Source organism: Mesorhizobium sp. M7A.T.Ca.US.000.02.2.1, from assembly GCF_003996995.1.
Classification (GTDB): domain Bacteria; phylum Pseudomonadota; class Alphaproteobacteria; order Rhizobiales; family Rhizobiaceae; genus Mesorhizobium.
Genome location: NZ_RZTT01000011.1, coordinates 16877 through 32158, shown reverse-complemented (window position 1 = coordinate 32158; position 15282 = coordinate 16877). Strand labels below are relative to the sequence as shown.

Sequence of the window (15282 nt, the reverse complement as noted above, 5' to 3'; positions counted from 1 at the left end):
AGAGTGGGAATGCTCAAGTCACTCCAATCGGCCTCAGTGAGTTCAGCGGTGTCCATTTCGCGAGCGTAACTCATGGTAACGAATGACGATGTGATCACCAGCCGTTTAACCTTCGCTTCATGTGCTGCTCGCAACACTCGTAGTGTGCCAGATCTGGCGATGCCGATGGTGTCAATATTGCCATCCTTTTGTCCAACGGAAAATGGAGAGGCGACATGTAGCACGTAGGAGCTACCGGCGGCGGCATCATCCCAACCGGGATCGGCACTCAAATCTGCCTCGATGAAGGAAAGAGAAGCGCCAATTGATGATGCGCCCATCTGCTCGAGTGTACGACGAACTTCTGGTTCGCGTGTCAGCGAGCGTACAGTGCATCTAACCCGATATCCAAGATCGAGCAGCCGCAAAATACAGTACATACCGAGGAAGCCGGAACCTCCCGTAACCAGCACTTGTTGGGATTGCGTAGAACGTTTGAGAGGTCTGATCATCGGCATCTGAAGTTGCGGGATCTCCATTTGAGCACTGATTCGATAGCCGACCACGCCCTTTCCCGATACGCACCGCGGGTATTCTCCAAACGCTCGCTTAGAAGCAGGGCCAAAGATTTGTTGCCCTTCGCCGCTCGAATATTAGCAACCTCTTGACGATCGCCAGCCGCGCTCCAGAATCCCTCACATGGTGCGGGAACAGACTGGCATCGACTTTGGCCACGAGGTGACGATAGGCGTCACCCATCTGGAACTGCTCGACGACCGTCGGGCCAGCGTCGGCGTTGCGACCTACAACTTCCTCTTCTCGATCGACACGCCGAAGAAGGCAACGGCGCCGGACAAGTTGAACCCCATCGGACACGCCCCGCCGGTTGACAATGAAGATGGCAAGGCCACGGTCGGCGGTTTGGTCACGGCGGAATTTGGCCCCCATCAGAGGATGGAAACGTGCCGCGCCGGTGCTCTGCTATGAGAAAATCCGGGACTGAGAATCTCGTCACGGCCATCAAGAGCCCCCGCCATGCACCCTCGAAAGACCACCCAGAGCAGTTCGAGATTTTCCCCGACTACGGCTCGACGATCAACAAGCGCCACATGGTAGCGGCAGCGGTCGTGACAGTCCCGCTCCTGTTCGGTGTCGCCGGACTTGCTATTCGTTATGCCGCTGTTGCTTCAACGTTGGCGGAACCAGGCTTCGAGTCTTATGCTCGTGCGCTCTGCCGATGGGATTGCCACTGGTATCTGGATATTTCCGAACGCGGCTACGAGCGCTTTCCCATCCCAAACCAAAGCAACGTCGGACGATGGGGCTTCTTTCCATTCTATCCGATGCTGGTAGCGGTGATCCGGGCGATTTTCCCCTTCGCCACGATACTGGTCGCGACGATCACTTCGATTGCATGCAGCTACGCCGCGTGTCTGGTGGCATGGCCGCTGTTGGAGAAGAACATGCGGGCCTATGTACTGTACTGCGCTTTTCTGCTTAGCGGCCCGTTCTCCTTCCACTACACAACTTTCCTTTCCGAACCTCTTTTCGTGCTCCTGACCTCGATTGTCTTCCTGGCACTCAAACGCTCCAGCTATCCCGTCGCTGGCGTCTCGTCAGCGCTCCTCTCGGCAACGAGGCTCGTTGGGGTCCTTGTCGTCTTTGCGACCGTCATTCAAATGTTCCAGCAGCATCGCGAACGGGGCGGCTCACCACTCTCCTTTCCGCGTTGGGTGCTCGGTCGATCGGATCAGCTCGTCGCTATCTTTATCTCGCCTGCCGGCTTGTTTGCCTACATCCTGTTTTTGTATGTCACTGTCGGCGACGGCTTTGCGTTTCTGCACGTCCAACGCGCCTTTGGACGAGTGGCTGGGAACCCGCTCCTGTTTCTATGGGACGGACTCTCAGCATTTCCCAAGACCGGTTGGCTGCCCACGGCGCCGCAATGGAGTGCGCTCGCAGCGATCGTCGGGCTGGCGCTATCAGTCGTGCTGGTGGCTCGCAAGCAATATGGCGCTGGGGTCTTCTGCGCGATCTGCATTCTCGTGCCATTGATAACGAATCTGGCCTCCATGGTCAGATACGTCATTGGGCTGGCGCCTCTGATAATGTTGATGGCCGTCCTGTTGTCGGCGTCGAAACTGACCTGGCTCGCCGCTTTGGTTCTCTTCCTGGTCGCCTGCTATTTCATGACGGTGGCATGGATTGGGGGCTACCTTGCTTTGGTCTGACACCCTCAACCCCCATGGACGCGCTATCTCGCTTGGCGCTTACGCGCTCGCCGCGGTTCTGGCCGTGTCCGAACTCGCCATCCTTGCGCTGGCTCTCCATCCGAATGTCCACGCCGACTATCGTGCCTATTACATCGACCGCACGACGACATGCCTCAACCGCGATGCCATTGGCAGCTACTCACTCGGCCAGACAGTGTCCTTCCGGTCCGATGGCGCCAAACGGGTTGCCGGCATGAAAGTTTGTGGCTGGTCGGGGCCGGCAGCCGACGGCACGCATTCGCTGGGCGAGACCTCGCGGCTTCGCCTGCAGATACCGCCGCTTCGCGACGGTCTCAAGGCAACGCTACAAATGGCCGCTGTCATTCGTCCGCCACAGATGACGCAGAGGGTAATAATCTCGGTGCATGGCGTGTCCGTGCATAAGGTCACACTGTCGGGCAAGCAACCGATAACCGTCTCGTTCGTCATTCCGCACGCAGCTTTTTCGGACGCCAGCACGTTCGAAATGACCTTTGACTATCTCGACGGGATCCCGCCCAGCCAGGCCGCCAGCGACATTTACAAGCGCTCCATCAAATTGGTGTCGTTTCGACTGGACGCCATTTAGAGCATTATTGCCTCTGGCGGGAGCGATTGCCGTGCCGACCGGGAATGCGTCCGGCAAAAACCCACCGGTCAAGCACGAAGAAATTGATGCCGGGGACAAGCAAGCACGTAATCAGCACGGGAATGATGAGCGGCAAGCCCAGCTTTACCGTCAGCAACGCCGGCGCCCCATAGGCAATGGCCAAGCCTGTTGCCCCCAGCAGGAGAAAACGCGGAGCTTCAGTTCGATGCGATCGGCCCGACACGAACGTCAGGGATTTGTGAGCTAGATACGAAAACAGGGTGGCTGCGGCATATGCCCCAAGCGAGGCATGGATGGGCGTTAAACCGAGCCATTCGGATTTGGAAAAAGCAGCAACCAAAGCGGCATACAGAAGTGTGGCAGCGATGCCGACCAGGCCGAAGCGTGCCAGTAGCTTCAGGGAGTCGTCGCCGGCAGGCCGATGCTCATGCATGCGCACTACACGCATACTGTGCCCCCAGCGGCAGGGGGGCGAGCGCGCGCTCGACTTTTCGGGCCAAGGACCTGCCCGACGGCAGCAGCAGGAAGTGCTCGGATCGGATGTTGCTGAAGCCTGCTTCTTGAAGGAGGGACGCTGTTTTGGCTGCGCTGAGCAGCACCGCGTCATGGTCGAAGGGACACCGGAACACAGCCAGACGCGTCAGCGGGTTATAGGGATTGTGCTCGATGATGCAGGCGACACCGCCCGGGCGCACGACGCGCCGCATCTCGCGCATGAACCCGAGCCAGGAAGCTGGCGGTACATGATGGACGACGCAGCTGCCGAAGGCCAGATCAAAGACCCCATTGTCGTATGGCAGGTTCAGGCTGGTGCAGGCCCTGTATGTGACGCTCGGATTTTCCTGCCTCGCACGCAGGATCGATTCCTGCGAGATGTCGCAGCCGTCCAGGGACTCGAAGACGCCTTTGAGATAGGGATGGAGCGCACCTACGCCGCAGCCGACATCAAGCGCCCGCACATCCGAGCCGGCATGACGAAGCACCCGCTCGACCACAACGCGTCGCAGCAACTCGGCCTTCGCCATGAGAAAGAAGTCGTGCTTAAGCCCTGAAAAGCGGATCGATCCCTGGACCGTCTCACCATAATTGAATCTATAGCTGTCGAAGGGTTCGGACATTGGCCGGGACTCCAATCCGGGATTTTCGAGGCGGGCGGCGGCTCTTGCCGGGGACGGCAGACATGGCCCGGTCGAAGCCGGTGAGGCGATCGATCACGTAAAGCGGGCGCCGTTTTACTTCGGCGTGGATGCTGCCGACATACAATCCGACCACGCCGGTCATGAAGAGGTTGATGCCGCACAGGAGCGACACGATCATCACGGTGGATGTCCAGCCGGCAACAATGCCGGTTTCAAAGGCCCAGGCGTAGATGGCGTAGGCACCAAAGGCTATGGCCAGCGCAGAAATGGCCAAGCCACCCCAGAGCGCCAGGCGCAGCGGCTGCTCCGAGAAGCTGACGATGGCGTGCACAGCAAGATGCACCATCTTCCAGAATGGGTATTTGGTCTGGCCATGGGCTCGTGCCGGGCGCTCGAAAGGCACCGACGCCTGCTTGAATCCCATCCAGCCAAACATGCCCCTGACGAAGCGATCCTGTTCGGGCATCTGCCTGAAAGTTCTCAGCGCTTTGGGACCGACCAACCGGAAATCTCCAACGTCGCGCGGAATGTCAACGGTCGTCATCCTTTCCAGCAAGCGATAGAAGAGACTTGCCGTGAAGCGCTTGAACCAGGATTCGCCCTCGCGTTTGACGCGCCGGGCATAGACAATTTCGAAACCTTCCTTCCACTTCGCCACCAGATCGAGAACCACCTCGGGTGGGTCTTGGAGATCGGCATCCATGACGATGACGGCATCCCCCTGGGCGGCGTCCATACCGGCTGTGATTGCTATCTGGTGCCCAAAATTGCGGGAAAGCTCGATTAGCCGAAAACGAGGCTCGGCGGCGACCACACGCCGAAGGTAAGTGACGCTGCCATCGCTGCTTCCGTCATCGACGAAAATAGCCTCTGTCTCACCGTCCAGCTGGTGGATTAGCAACCTGATCCGCTCGATCAGACGAGGCAGCACTTGTTCCTCGTTGTATATCGGCAGAACCAGCGAGTAGCGCAGCGACACGTTCGCTCTCATCCCGGCACTTTGGATTACAGAGGCCTCCATGCCGATCAAATGAAACGCCAGCCTCAAAGTTCCATAAGGCATTACTAATTTAATTAGTTGTTGCAGGCGGGTGGCGAGCTGTTCGTTCTGAACGGCTTCGGTCTGATTTGGGATGAGATATCGTTTCGCGCGCCGGCGGAGCAATGCGCTGTTTCGCAATCATTGTCGGGCAAGTGGCCGCCTTGCCAGCTCTTGTCAGCGCGTCGGCGCGCGATAATTTTTGAGGGGAAGGGACTTCGACCAAAGGAGCCGACGATGGAACACCAAACTTTAAGCCAACTGCAGACAATTGCAGAAGTAGAACCCCTGTCGACATACCCGATCATGACCCGGCAACAGCGCATTGAGCGCTGGGCAGAGTTGCTGGAACAACATCCCGAGCGACGCCTGACAGCGCTTACCGGCACTGAGTATCTGAAGCGGGAAGCTCGCGACGCAGCGCGCGGTGAGGGCTCGCCAATTACTGTGGCCTTCGAGGACCCGCTACTGCGTGCGTTAGGCCTGAAGGATGACACCTATGGGGCAGCAAAGCGCTTCTTCGAACTGTCTGACGGGGAGTTGCATGACATCCTCTGCAGTTGCCATGTCGGAACCACGTTCAGAGGGCAGTGGGCTGCCGCTAGAGTCCGCCGGGCAATCGGAGGGAACAGGTTTCTTAAGTGGCTTAGAGAGAGAATGTGGCACTGAGGTCGCCAAGGACGGCGATTGAAGCTCGTTTCAAGCGAGGTGGATTAACGATTGGGGCGCCAGTGGAGCGCCGTGTTGACGACGGGGGTCGGCGCCTGTCCCACGGGGCTGCGCAGACGGGTGGGGCGCTCCTCGGTCCCAGTTTACTCGCGGTGCGTTCCAGCATGGCTGCAATACTCCAGGGGCAGGATTCTGGAATCCTGTTTGCGGCTAGCATCACCACGTGAAGACATCGATCGTTCGCCATCTGCTGCGCTAACCTCAATCTCGGCGGCGCCTGGCCTGTATGGCAGCAAAGGTGACTGGGCGAAAATCCCAGGCGTCGACGCCGACGTCGTGCTGGCGCGTCATTGGCTTCAGCCGGCCATGAGAATGGCCGTGCAGGTTTATCGATTTCTTGCCGATCTTGTTCCAGGTGCGGAACGGGTAGTGGCAAAGAACCAAGAAACTGCCCTCGACAGTTAGCTCCTTGTAGTGTTGCACGCTAGCCCAAGCCGAAGCGCGGAGCGTTACCACGCCGTCGTTGTTGCCGATGATCAGGTGTTTGGTGCCGTGGAGGCAGGACAGCAGCGAAGACACTGTCTCGGCCGATCCCTTGGCGAAGTCGCCGAGGTGCCAAACCTCGTCATTTGGAGCGACAGTCTCGTTCCAAAGTTCAGTCAGTGCCTGGTCGTGGGCCACCAATGAACTGAAGGGGCGGGGGTCGAGCCGCAGAATGCGGGGATCGTTGAAATGCGTGTCGGAGGTGAAGAAGATCATGCGCCGCCGCTGGCTGAGATGAGCGCTCGACGATCGCTTCTAAGTTCGGTTGCCGGAGCGGCTTTGGGGTCCATCATCGATCCTGATTTGGGCTTCCCTGAGCATCTTGAGTGCCTCTTCCTTGGTGAGGCCGCACTTGCGCGCAAAGTAGAGAGCTTCGACCGCCTTTTCACGATCTGTGGCTTCTGTGTGCTGTTTAGGCTTTTTACCCATCGTTCTCTATCACCTTTGATGCCACCGAACCATCACGGTGCCGGGTTGTTCCCGCGATCACCTCGTGCGCCCCACGGTAGTAGGACAGCGAGAAGCCTTGCCTCTGCCTTTGCAAGGTTGCCATGGCGATCCGGAACCTCGAGGCATGTGGAGAGTTGTCCAGCAGCCCAGCGGAGATCCAAGCCATGGCGCCACCAGATGCCAATCCCGGCGCCGCCGCGCAGCCGAAACGCTCTAGCAAGCCGGCAACCCCATCACCGGCACGGCACAAGGCCTCCGGAGCAGGATTATCTATCGACGGGCTCCCAATGGTATGAAGGACAATGGCCCATGAACGTCGCCAACCTGCAATTGGAAGGTTTGCTTATGGCGGTCGCGGCCGTCAATAACGCCTTGGTCCGCAGAGGCCTTCTCTCGGTCGATGATATCGACACGGCGTTGAAAAACGCGGAAGCCTCGTTCACGGTTGATGAGCGCCTCTTCGAGGATATGTCGCCGGCTAACCGCGACGCAGTGTGTTTCCCTTTGCGGCTTTTGCGGCTGGCTAACACCAAGCAGTTCGAAGCGAGTGTGCCACCGTTTTCCGAGCTGGCCAGGCAGGTGGGGATCACCAAGGAGCCTAATAACGACCAGATGTGAGGGAGGAAGGTCGACCTGCGCGGGTGGCCTCGAAAGACGTGATGAACGATGACCCTGTAGATTCGCTCGCCAACGCAATTCGGCATCGCAGCGCAATTCTGTTTGTTGGGGCAGGGGTTTCGATCAGCGTTGGATTACCCTCCTGGGAGAAGCTGATAGAGCGAATGGCAAAGGAGCTCGGCGTCGACGACGAATTTTCCACGCGACGCGATCGTTTTCAAACCCTGGCCGAGTACTATCGCATCAAGCATGGCAGCATCGGGCCACTTCGCAGTTGGATGGACAGAAACTGGTCCGTCCCCAAGGACCGGATCGAGAATTCCGAGTTGCATCGTCTCATCGTGAGGCTCGACTTCCCTGTCATCTACACAACCAACTATGATCGGAATCTGGAACTGGCTTATGAGATATACGGTCGGGACTACGTGAAAGTGGCCAATGCACGCGATGTGGCGCAGGCCCGCCAAGGCATTACCCACATCGTCAAGTTCCATGGTGATTTCGACGAGGATTCGTCCCTCGTCCTCACCGAAACGGACTACCTCGATCGTCTCTCCTTCAATTCTCCGCTGGACGTGCGTTTTCGCTCGGATGCGCTCGGCAGCACGATCCTCTTCATTGGCTATAGCCTTTCCGACCCAAACATTCGGTTGTTGCTGCACCGTCTCTGGCAGACGTGGCATCGGTCCGGCTATGAGAAAGATCGCCCGCCCTCGTTCATCTTCATGACCAGCCGAAACCCTGTGGAGGAGGCCGTGCTTGGACGTTGGGGCATTTCGGTCGTGGTCGGCGAAATCGACGAGCCGCAAGCTGCTTTGGTGGACTTCCTCAGCCGGCTGGCGGAGATGGTTGGGGATGGGGAACTGTCGCCAAAAAGTGGGCGATAGCAACATCCGTATGATGGGCAGGTCGGCGGGCTCTCAAGGAGCGGCACATGGCAGAGAATTCCGTCCGGAATTTCAAGTTCAATTGGCGTCAAGGTACTATCGCGGCACGGAGAGCTAATCGGAAACTTACTCACGCGCACTGCCTACTTTGAAGTGCCTTTCAGCGGTAACGGCTCAACCTCGATGCGCCTTGCGCCGAGCTTCGGCGCAAGGGGCGAGCCTGTTTAGCGATACGCTACCGGCTGATCAACGCTTGGCGTTTTCACTCTCCGAGTCGGCCCGCGCCAGGAACTGCTCGGTTGTCGTTGGAATATGGCTTTTCAACCAGTCCGCCATTGCGACTTCCTCACGCAGGTTCTCTTCGCAGACCTGGGCGACCTCTGCTTCACCCAGCGATTTGGCAGCGGCGATAAGGATTGTGTAGGAGGCGATTTCCATGTGCTCGAACGTGTAGCTTGCAAGCGATCCTTTCATCACTTCGTCACCGGCGAAGACACCGCTGAGCGACTGCGCCATTGCCGTCAGCTTGCCGCCGGCATCCTTCAGTGTGGAAGATCCTTGTCCGATGCGGTCGAGACAGGTTTCCAGCCGAGCAGCCTGCTGCCTGGTCTCCTGGACGTGCTGGCGAATCCGTTCGCTGAGCTCAGGATAGTTCTCAATTCGGTTCAACTGCCCATTCAACATGGTCTCGGCCTGCTCTTCCATGGCGTGAGCATCCCTGAGCCATTGGACAAGCCATTCGCGCGATTCTGACATTTCATATCTCCTTCATGGGTCGGCCAGAACTTTCAAAGGGAGATATTGTTCCTCATAGTTTGACCTGCGGAGTCAGCCTGTGTCGCAGGCTTTTCCCAGTCGGCGCTGCAATCAGGCTCTCGGCACCAGGAGAGAATAGCGCGGTACGCGCACTGCCGCTGTGTCCAAGCTGGCAAACGCATTTCTGCAGAAATGACCGAACCTGCTGCCTGTCGCGGGTTCGGCGACGGATGGACCTCTGTTTCGCGTCGGCTCGTATTCTGATACCCGCGCTGCCATGTAGGGCTAAGCTGTATCTCGCCGGAGCGGCTTCGCATTTTACCGTTCGCTTGCGAAATCAACCCCTACCTGATGCGCGTCCAGGGACGAGGCATGTTCACCTGCGGAGATCTTATCTCACGAAGGGATCGCAATGGAACGTCAGGGCATTTCGGAGGTTGGTAAGGAAGTTTCGCAGCTAAGGAAACGAGCCATGACTTCTTCAGACAATTCTTCAGCTGGCATATCACCACGCCCCGAAAAATCGGGCGGCAGGACCTCGTCTAAGCCGGCGACACCGTCACCGGCCGCAGAGAAAGTCTCCGGAGCAGGCCCTGCGATGGCCGAGCATTCGAAAGACGCCAAGGCGCCCAGAGGCGGTCGTCAGCCTGGGGCTTATGTCAAGGATTAGACGGCCGAGCTGGGTTGAGTTTCGGCTGCCCGCTGCAGTCGAAGGAGGTTCTTATGCAGATCATGGGAATTGTCGTCAGCCGAGACCAGGCTCCGATCGTGGAATTCCGCGGAGAGGGAGGCGAGTGTATTACAGTCACCCTGCAGGCCGGGCATACTCTTCCCGACGACCAACTCATTGCAAAGGCCAAGGCTATGATGATTCAGGTCGCTCAGTTCGGGATGGACCAGACCAACAGTGCAGCGATGTCTGACCGGTTGTCGGCCGATGAGGTGATACAATCCGGAATGTCGGGATAGAATAGCGGGAAGGCGAACAACCACCGCCGGGGCAGCCTTGGGCAACGGAGCGGGCAATAGTTCCATGCAGACCGATCGAAGATGGGAGCATGCGGATCGACGAGCGCTCGGTGGGCGTGAACTCATCCGGCGGCCTTGCTCCCGGTACGGAGCCAGCACCGCGCAGACGAATTTTCGGGATTATCAGCCAAGCCCACCATGAGCATATCCCCTTGCTGATTGGGAAAGTGACGGCATTGCGGAACTTCGGATCGCCGCCGCGCTTAATCCGGCGAAGGAGTGATCCGATGAACGCGACCAAAGAGTTTTTTGAAACCTGGCTGCAGGAGAATGTCGGCACTCTTGCTGGCAAAGAGGAAGTGAGCTTCGCCGTGCTGGTCCAGCAATTTGAGCAGGATGCCGAAGCGGCCGGTTATGGTCGCGAGGTGCGTGAGGACGAGCTCGGAAACATTGAAGATGCGATCGAGCAAGCGCTAAAGAACGCCCGAACTGGCGTGCATGGTGACGCCGATGGCGAACCCACCGACGTGGCAGCCCTCATGGATGCGCTGGAGGTCGAAGATGCCAAAAGCGGGCCGTAGGCCTTACCAGATTAGCTCTATTCGTTTGTCGAAGTTGCCGGGGTAGCCCTATGGAGCAGTTTCGCAAGACATGGCCGCCTTGGCAGAGCCAGCTTTCTGGGTGACGATAGGCTTGCTTCTGGTTCCGTATGCGCTTGGAACCGTGCTCCTCCTTTGGACCTGCGGCTGTCTGTAAGTTTGCTACTGACACACCCGTAGCGGTTCAACGGCCCTAACGCCCGAATTCCCTACAATACCGAGCTGACGTCGCTTGCGGGGGCCCTGTGCTGCAGCAAAGTCTGAACGATCTCGTCGCGAGAAAAGTTCTCGTCGACACCAGGCTTCTTTGCTCCCGGTAACAATATCGCGCTGACAGCTTTTTGCGAGAGGGGGGAAGGCCGCCGTTCATGTTCAGGCGACCACGCTATCTGCGCTCTCATAGTTCCAGCTACGGCCCTCCAACACAATGCTCCGATCACGCGCCTGAGCATCCGCGCGTGCCCCTACATCGAAAATAGCCCTGCAGTTTGCGAGTTGCCTTGGAACACTTGTGTCATATCGAAGTTCGGCCCCCTAGGAGAACCAAGATGGCCATTACACAAGCTGCCAACGACAACCACCAGCCGGGCGAGAAACCGGAACATGCAACCGAAACCTCACTCAAAGCGGCGATAGACCAGTTTAGGGCGGGACGCAGGTGCAAAATGGCACTACGGGCAACAAGAATCGGGGCGAGGCACTGAGATGCCGCGGATCAATCATGACGGTCGCAACGAGAATACCACATTAGCTGCAGCACTCATTATCGACAAGGAACGTGCTGAGCGCGCCGCCAAGACGGCGCGGTTGAAGGAGGCTCGCCTCGCACAAGCCATCACGCCCGGTCCCAGCCAACGCAAGCCGCGTGTCACCAAAAAGGTTCGCAGGATTTTTGTTGCTGGCTAGGAGGTGTCCGTGACTCGCAATCACGACAAGGAAAGATACGACCGCGCCAAACGTATCAGCCAAGAGATGCTGGACGCTGAACGAGCCGAACGCGCCGAGAAGACGGCGCGGCTGAGACAAGCAAGGCTTGCACAGCATCCGGTGAAGTCACCGCCGGCGCAGCCGCGAATGCATCGCAAACCCATCCCGGCTCTCAAAAAGAGGAGCCGTAAGGTGATTGAATTCTTTTAGGCTCTCTCGCTCGCCTACAGCACCATGCAGGAACACCGTCGGGACTTAACAGGCCTGGCGGCAGGGGCTTTCACGACTTGCTGCAGCTCGATCCGTGCACATGCTGCCCTTTGTTGGTTCATCCCCTGCAGTTGGTGAATCCGGCACCATGTTCAACTTGCATAGGTTAATGACCTCTTCCCAGAAACGAGTCATGCATGGGCTTGCCGCCCAGCATCTGCGGCCTTGATTTAAGTCGAGTCAAAGGGGCGTACATGACCTACGACACCGCCGGTGATCAACCTATCTATCCTGAAGGGTTGAGATTGCTGGAATCGGTCCTCAAGAAGCTTTGCGAGGAAGCGGAGATTCAACTGATCTCTTACAACGCCGAGCAGATTGCGGCCGAGCTTATAAAATTATTCCAGAGTGGCATGAAAGACGAAACGGTTCTGCTTGTCATCATGCGGGCGCGGCTGCGAAAGAGGCCGGTCTTGGCGGTCGGCTAGTCCTTCTTACCGTCAGTCCACGATCCACGGCGCGGCGTTCAACGGCGACTTGCGAGCGTCTTCAGCGTACGATGCCGCACGATCTCGCGGAGACTTCTGCATCTCCGCCACCTCGCCATCGTCAGAGCTGCGAGCGTAGCGTGCTGGCAAAGTAGCACGAGTGGGAGATGGGAGGCAGCAACGCTGCCTGAGGTTTGATGGTCACGCGCACACCCGCTGCATCCTTTTCGACACCGCCGCGTTGAGGTCAAACCTGCCAGAAATGTTTGATCCGCTGGCACAATGACTGGAGCGGCTAATGCCGAAATTTCGCTTCGAGTTTATCGAGGGCATGTCGCAGCCTGCAATCTTTGCCGATATGGCTGATCGAGATGAGGCTGTCAGAGAGGCGAAGCGCACTGCCAAGGAGGCCATGCTCGACGGAATTGTCGATGGCGTGGACCCGACCAGTTGGGTGACGAAGGTTTATGATGAGGCAGGCTATCTCGTCGCTACTCTCGGATTCCACGATCTGGTCGCCGCGCCCAAGGATACGGAAGAGCTCAAGGAAACAGAGGAGCCTGGCGTCTTGCGATCGGGTTGAAGCCTGGTTTCTACGCTGTTGCCATCGAGCAGATGTCCCGAAGACCGCCCTTTGAACATTGCACGAACCAAATCGTTCGCCGGTGATGCGCCGCACCATGCACGACAGCCACGTCAGCCGACCGACCGCCGAGACCGAAGATGTTCTGATCGTCGGAGGCGGGCCGGCGGGATTGACCGCCGCTCAATATCTCGCCCGTTTTCGCCATCGCGTGCTGGTGATCGATGCCGGCGATCCTCGTGCCGCCTTGATCCCAACGAGCCATAACTGTCCTGGCTTTCCCGAAGGGATAAGTGGAGCCGATATTCTGGATCGCCTTCGACGTCACGCCACCTTGTATGGAGCCACTCTGGTTGGAGGGAAGGTCCATTCCCTCGCCGCTGCCTATCGGGGGTTCGTCGCTGAGACCTCGATCGGCGCAATCCGGACACGCAAGGTGTTTGTGGCGACAGGGATCATCGATACGACACCTGTCATTCCGCGTCTACGCGAGGCAATTGCCGCAGGTGTCGTTCGACTCTGCCCCGTATGCGACGGGTATGAGGCGATCGACCAGAAGATTGCGGTCGTCGGGCACGACGAGAGAGCCTTTAAAGAGGCCATTTTCCTCAGTCGGTTTACACCGCTCATAACGATGCTTGGGAGCAACGCATCCGACTTTTCGCCCAGCACTCGTGGTGCGGCGAGGGCAAGAGGCATAGTCATCGGTGACGCTCTCGATACGCTCTGCCCGACAGCAGACGGTTGCGAGGCGATTTTAAAAGATGGGACGTCATCCCGCTTCGATGCCATTTATCTGGCACTGGGGTGCAAGGTACGTTCTCAACTCGCCGAGGCGGTAGGCGCAAGATGTTGTGAAGAGGGCTATGTCACAGTCGACGAGCATCAGCAGACTTCCATCCAAGGCATGTACGCCATTGGTGACGTTGTCAAAGCGTTGAACCAGATAGCCGTCGCTTTTGGACAGGCTGCCATTGCCGCGTCGCATGCCCATAGAGAGCTTGAGAGCGCCGAGCGGACTGGATTTGCAGATCAGCCTTCTCAACGGACATGAAGATCACGCGGCTGATCGAGCTCTTGGCTGCCTTGATGGCGCGTATCAACGTCTCGACCCGGCCGACAAGGAGTTGCCGTAACTGGCCGAGAATGTCGATCCCCGAAAGATCATGATACTCCCAGCGACAGTTTACAGCCGCGGAACATTCACTGCGGTACGAGGTTTGGCTGCAGGCCTACAATCCTCCCTCATTGTCTGGGCCTTGAGGCTGTCGAAGCAGCTTCGGCCCGTCTCGGCTTTGTCCGGGGCGGGCTTTCGTGGCTGTAGCAACTCGGCTCGCCAAGCCATTCTTTCTGTCCAAGATCATAACTGCCATTTCTCAACTTTAAACGCACAGCAAGCCCAGAAATTCCCGTCAAGGAAGAGGCTTTCCGGATATAGTTGAAGGAGATCACACGTAAAAGGCCGTTGCTGGCTCGGCCCGGACGAGCTTCTTTGTTTAGCGTCCGAAACACGCGCGGAACATACTTTCTTGTCCAGCGTTAGCGCGCGCCGGACTGCCCGTTCTGCGATCTCTTGTTGGCCGGCGTCAGAGGCTGCAATCAAGCTTCAGCGCGCCTCGGCCCCTCTAGAGACGGTGACGCACGGGAGTTGAGATGCGATGCATAGAGACGCCTTCACCCCATCAGAACTTGCCCTGCTCAGTCGCGTCTTTGCACGCAGCAAAATTAAAAACGAAACCGCAACCGAGAGGGAACGGCGCGCATCACGTATTCTGGCTTACTACCAGGCGGGAATCACGGATGAGGATGAGCTGGAACAGCTTTCTCGCCAACCGCTGGGAAGGTGACGACTAGTCTTCCTTCTTCAGAGCTTCCGCCTCGTCTTTGAGCTTCGGCCAATCGGCTCCATGCTTGCGAAGCAGCGTTCGGGCCTGCCTGGGGTCAATTTCCGTGACCTCGACAAGATGTTCGACCTCAAGCTCCTGGCCTTTCGCAACCCGGCTTGCATTCGCTTTTCTTTGCACGTCGACACCCACTGCTGAGACAATATGAACGAGCGCTGAGAGTGCGCGTTCCAGAACTTCATACAAAAATACGCGACACCGATTAAAAATCGGTCGGATGGGCCATGTATGAGACGGGCCATGACCTGCTGCTGTTGTGAATTGCCGATTTCTTCGTGTGGGAGAACCGAACTTGTTCGTCGGTCGAAATGGCGGCGTCTTGGCGCGATAGTCCGATCACGCGGCGTTCCTCGCCGCTCATGCCATTCGATGTGCCGGCACTCGGCAGCTTTCTGACGCAGCAAGTCAGGCACGTTATCTCATCAACTTGATCTGAAGCGAGATGCTCAGCCTCAGAATCCTGTCGCCGTTTTCGTTCCGCACTTCAACAAATACTTGCTGCCCGTCCACCTCGGTAAGTACATCTCTCGTAAGGTCGATGAGGCCCTCGAAGCCCGCGCGGCGCACCTCCTCCAGACCGGCACATTCGATGCCGATTTCGTCCTCGATGACCATATCGTGATCGCCACTATCAAAGAAAAATCGTGCCATCCGAGAGCT

The 15282-nt window shown here is 57.9% G+C and carries 22 protein-coding genes; 14 read left to right on the top strand and 8 right to left on the bottom strand.

Annotated features, from left to right (window positions below):
- A partial coding sequence (locus EOD15_RS02480; RefSeq protein WP_127408265.1) for an NAD-dependent epimerase/dehydratase family protein occupies window positions 1–545 on the bottom strand: 545 nt, incomplete at its 3' end.
- A 133-nt stretch (window positions 546–678) separates the two neighbouring features.
- Here EOD15_RS02480 and EOD15_RS02475 point away from each other — a divergent pair.
- The 3 genes from EOD15_RS02475 to EOD15_RS02465 are packed head-to-tail and all read left to right on the top strand — an operon-like array spanning window position 679 to window position 2820.
- Window positions 679–966, top strand: coding sequence for a hypothetical protein (locus tag EOD15_RS02475; RefSeq protein ID WP_127318158.1), 288 nt, complete (start codon window positions 679–681; stop codon window positions 964–966).
- Entirely contained in the window at window positions 963–2210 is a 1248-nt protein-coding gene (locus EOD15_RS02470; RefSeq protein ID WP_127318156.1) for a hypothetical protein, read from the top strand. The genes EOD15_RS02475 and EOD15_RS02470 overlap by 4 nt, the downstream gene beginning before the upstream one ends.
- Window positions 2197–2820: a hypothetical protein gene (locus EOD15_RS02465; RefSeq protein WP_127318154.1), complete on the top strand. Its 624-nt coding sequence runs from the start codon at window positions 2197–2199 to the stop codon at window positions 2818–2820. The genes EOD15_RS02470 and EOD15_RS02465 overlap by 14 nt, the downstream gene beginning before the upstream one ends.
- Before the next feature lie 4 nt (window positions 2821–2824).
- Here EOD15_RS02465 and EOD15_RS02460 read toward each other — a convergent pair whose 3' ends face one another.
- From EOD15_RS02460 to EOD15_RS02450, 3 genes are read right to left on the bottom strand one after another with little or no spacing between them, the layout of a single operon-like run.
- Window positions 2825–3289, bottom strand: a complete 465-nt coding sequence (locus EOD15_RS02460; protein ID WP_127266457.1) for a GtrA family protein — start codon at window positions 3287–3289, stop codon at window positions 2825–2827.
- Window positions 3267–3959: a class I SAM-dependent methyltransferase gene (locus EOD15_RS02455; RefSeq protein WP_127318152.1), complete on the bottom strand. Its 693-nt coding sequence runs from the start codon at window positions 3957–3959 to the stop codon at window positions 3267–3269. Before EOD15_RS02455 ends, EOD15_RS02460 begins: the two co-directional genes overlap by 23 nt.
- Window positions 3934–4971, bottom strand: coding sequence for a glycosyltransferase family 2 protein (locus EOD15_RS02450; RefSeq protein WP_164761561.1), 1038 nt, complete (start codon window positions 4969–4971; stop codon window positions 3934–3936). The genes EOD15_RS02455 and EOD15_RS02450 overlap by 26 nt, the downstream gene beginning before the upstream one ends.
- Before the next feature lie 285 nt (window positions 4972–5256).
- Here EOD15_RS02450 and EOD15_RS02445 point away from each other — a divergent pair, with 285 nt between their 5' ends.
- Window positions 5257–5688, top strand: coding sequence for a hypothetical protein (locus EOD15_RS02445; protein WP_127318150.1), 432 nt, complete (start codon window positions 5257–5259; stop codon window positions 5686–5688).
- 261 nt (window positions 5689–5949) lie between these two features.
- On the opposite strand, the gene EOD15_RS02440 is transcribed toward EOD15_RS02445, so the two are convergent.
- Window positions 5950–6447: a metallophosphoesterase family protein gene (locus tag EOD15_RS02440; RefSeq protein ID WP_127318148.1), complete on the bottom strand. Its 498-nt coding sequence runs from the start codon at window positions 6445–6447 to the stop codon at window positions 5950–5952.
- Window positions 6448–6990: 543 nt separating this feature from the next.
- On the opposite strand from EOD15_RS02440, the gene EOD15_RS02430 reads away from it, so the two are divergent.
- Window positions 6991–7299 carry a hypothetical protein gene (locus tag EOD15_RS02430; protein ID WP_127318144.1) on the top strand — a complete coding sequence of 103 codons (309 nt, stop codon included), beginning with the start codon at window positions 6991–6993 and terminating at the stop codon, window positions 7297–7299.
- A 41-nt stretch (window positions 7300–7340) separates the two neighbouring features.
- On the top strand, window positions 7341–8186 hold the full coding sequence (locus EOD15_RS02425) for an SIR2 family protein (protein ID WP_127318142.1): 846 nt from the start codon (window positions 7341–7343) through the stop codon (window positions 8184–8186).
- 246 nt (window positions 8187–8432) lie between these two features.
- On the opposite strand, the gene EOD15_RS02420 is transcribed toward EOD15_RS02425, so the two are convergent.
- Window positions 8433–8942, bottom strand: coding sequence for a DUF892 family protein (locus EOD15_RS02420; protein ID WP_127318140.1), 510 nt, complete (start codon window positions 8940–8942; stop codon window positions 8433–8435).
- A 723-nt stretch (window positions 8943–9665) separates the two neighbouring features.
- Between EOD15_RS02420 and EOD15_RS02410 the strand changes: the two genes are divergently transcribed.
- From EOD15_RS02410 to EOD15_RS02370, 8 genes are all read left to right on the top strand, one after another.
- Window positions 9666–9911 (top strand): hypothetical protein, encoded by a 246-nt coding sequence (locus tag EOD15_RS02410; protein ID WP_127318136.1) that lies wholly within the window; start codon window positions 9666–9668, stop codon window positions 9909–9911.
- A gap of 89 nt (window positions 9912–10000) precedes the next feature.
- Window positions 10001–10492: a hypothetical protein gene (locus EOD15_RS36500; RefSeq protein WP_245463550.1), complete on the top strand. Its 492-nt coding sequence runs from the start codon at window positions 10001–10003 to the stop codon at window positions 10490–10492.
- Window positions 10493–11215: 723 nt separating this feature from the next.
- Entirely contained in the window at window positions 11216–11416 is a 201-nt protein-coding gene (locus EOD15_RS02395; protein WP_127318134.1) for a hypothetical protein, read from the top strand.
- Window positions 11417–11425: 9 nt separating this feature from the next.
- Window positions 11426–11647 (top strand): hypothetical protein, encoded by a 222-nt coding sequence (locus EOD15_RS02390; RefSeq protein WP_127266467.1) that lies wholly within the window; start codon window positions 11426–11428, stop codon window positions 11645–11647.
- A 254-nt stretch (window positions 11648–11901) separates the two neighbouring features.
- A complete protein-coding gene (locus tag EOD15_RS02385) occupies window positions 11902–12135 on the top strand; it encodes a hypothetical protein (protein WP_127318132.1) in 234 nt (77 codons plus the stop codon).
- A 298-nt stretch (window positions 12136–12433) separates the two neighbouring features.
- A complete protein-coding gene (locus tag EOD15_RS02380) occupies window positions 12434–12718 on the top strand; it encodes a hypothetical protein (protein WP_127318130.1) in 285 nt (94 codons plus the stop codon).
- Window positions 12719–12815: 97 nt separating this feature from the next.
- A complete protein-coding gene (locus tag EOD15_RS02375) occupies window positions 12816–13772 on the top strand; it encodes an NAD(P)/FAD-dependent oxidoreductase (protein ID WP_245463549.1) in 957 nt (318 codons plus the stop codon).
- A 604-nt stretch (window positions 13773–14376) separates the two neighbouring features.
- Entirely contained in the window at window positions 14377–14565 is a 189-nt protein-coding gene (locus tag EOD15_RS02370; protein ID WP_127296097.1) for a hypothetical protein, read from the top strand.
- A gap of 3 nt (window positions 14566–14568) precedes the next feature.
- Here the strand turns inward: EOD15_RS02370 and EOD15_RS02365 are convergent, their stop codons facing one another.
- Both EOD15_RS02365 and EOD15_RS02360 read right to left on the bottom strand, forming a co-directional pair.
- Window positions 14569–14808, bottom strand: coding sequence for a hypothetical protein (locus EOD15_RS02365; RefSeq protein ID WP_164761557.1), 240 nt, complete (start codon window positions 14806–14808; stop codon window positions 14569–14571).
- Window positions 14809–15036: 228 nt separating this feature from the next.
- On the bottom strand, window positions 15037–15273 hold the full coding sequence (locus tag EOD15_RS02360) for a hypothetical protein (RefSeq protein ID WP_127318126.1): 237 nt from the start codon (window positions 15271–15273) through the stop codon (window positions 15037–15039).
- Window positions 15274–15282: the final 9 nt, after the last annotated feature.

Excerpts from the sequence above, each read along its gene's own strand:
- EOD15_RS02475 (WP_127318158.1), top strand. The coding sequence starts at position 679 with ATGGTGCGGGAACAGACTGGCATCGACTTTGGCCACGAGGTGACGATA.
- EOD15_RS02470 (WP_127318156.1), top strand. The coding sequence starts at position 963 with ATGAGAAAATCCGGGACTGAGAATCTCGTCACGGCCATCAAGAGCCCC.
- EOD15_RS02460 (WP_127266457.1), bottom strand. The coding sequence starts at position 3,289 with ATGCGTGTAGTGCGCATGCATGAGCATCGGCCTGCCGGCGACGACTCC.
- EOD15_RS02455 (WP_127318152.1), bottom strand. The coding sequence starts at position 3,959 with ATGTCCGAACCCTTCGACAGCTATAGATTCAATTATGGTGAGACGGTC.
- EOD15_RS02450 (WP_164761561.1), bottom strand. The coding sequence starts at position 4,971 with ATGAGAGCGAACGTGTCGCTGCGCTACTCGCTGGTTCTGCCGATATAC.
- EOD15_RS02445 (WP_127318150.1), top strand. The coding sequence starts at position 5,257 with ATGGAACACCAAACTTTAAGCCAACTGCAGACAATTGCAGAAGTAGAA.
- EOD15_RS02440 (WP_127318148.1), bottom strand. The coding sequence starts at position 6,447 with ATGATCTTCTTCACCTCCGACACGCATTTCAACGATCCCCGCATTCTG.
- EOD15_RS02430 (WP_127318144.1), top strand. The coding sequence starts at position 6,991 with ATGAACGTCGCCAACCTGCAATTGGAAGGTTTGCTTATGGCGGTCGCG.
- EOD15_RS02425 (WP_127318142.1), top strand. The coding sequence starts at position 7,341 with ATGAACGATGACCCTGTAGATTCGCTCGCCAACGCAATTCGGCATCGC.
- EOD15_RS02420 (WP_127318140.1), bottom strand. The coding sequence starts at position 8,942 with ATGTCAGAATCGCGCGAATGGCTTGTCCAATGGCTCAGGGATGCTCAC.
- EOD15_RS02410 (WP_127318136.1), top strand. The coding sequence starts at position 9,666 with ATGCAGATCATGGGAATTGTCGTCAGCCGAGACCAGGCTCCGATCGTG.
- EOD15_RS36500 (WP_245463550.1), top strand. The coding sequence starts at position 10,001 with ATGCGGATCGACGAGCGCTCGGTGGGCGTGAACTCATCCGGCGGCCTT.
- EOD15_RS02395 (WP_127318134.1), top strand. The coding sequence starts at position 11,216 with ATGCCGCGGATCAATCATGACGGTCGCAACGAGAATACCACATTAGCT.
- EOD15_RS02385 (WP_127318132.1), top strand. The coding sequence starts at position 11,902 with ATGACCTACGACACCGCCGGTGATCAACCTATCTATCCTGAAGGGTTG.
- EOD15_RS02380 (WP_127318130.1), top strand. The coding sequence starts at position 12,434 with ATGCCGAAATTTCGCTTCGAGTTTATCGAGGGCATGTCGCAGCCTGCA.
- EOD15_RS02375 (WP_245463549.1), top strand. The coding sequence starts at position 12,816 with ATGCACGACAGCCACGTCAGCCGACCGACCGCCGAGACCGAAGATGTT.
- EOD15_RS02370 (WP_127296097.1), top strand. The coding sequence starts at position 14,377 with ATGCATAGAGACGCCTTCACCCCATCAGAACTTGCCCTGCTCAGTCGC.
- EOD15_RS02360 (WP_127318126.1), bottom strand. The coding sequence starts at position 15,273 with ATGGCACGATTTTTCTTTGATAGTGGCGATCACGATATGGTCATCGAG.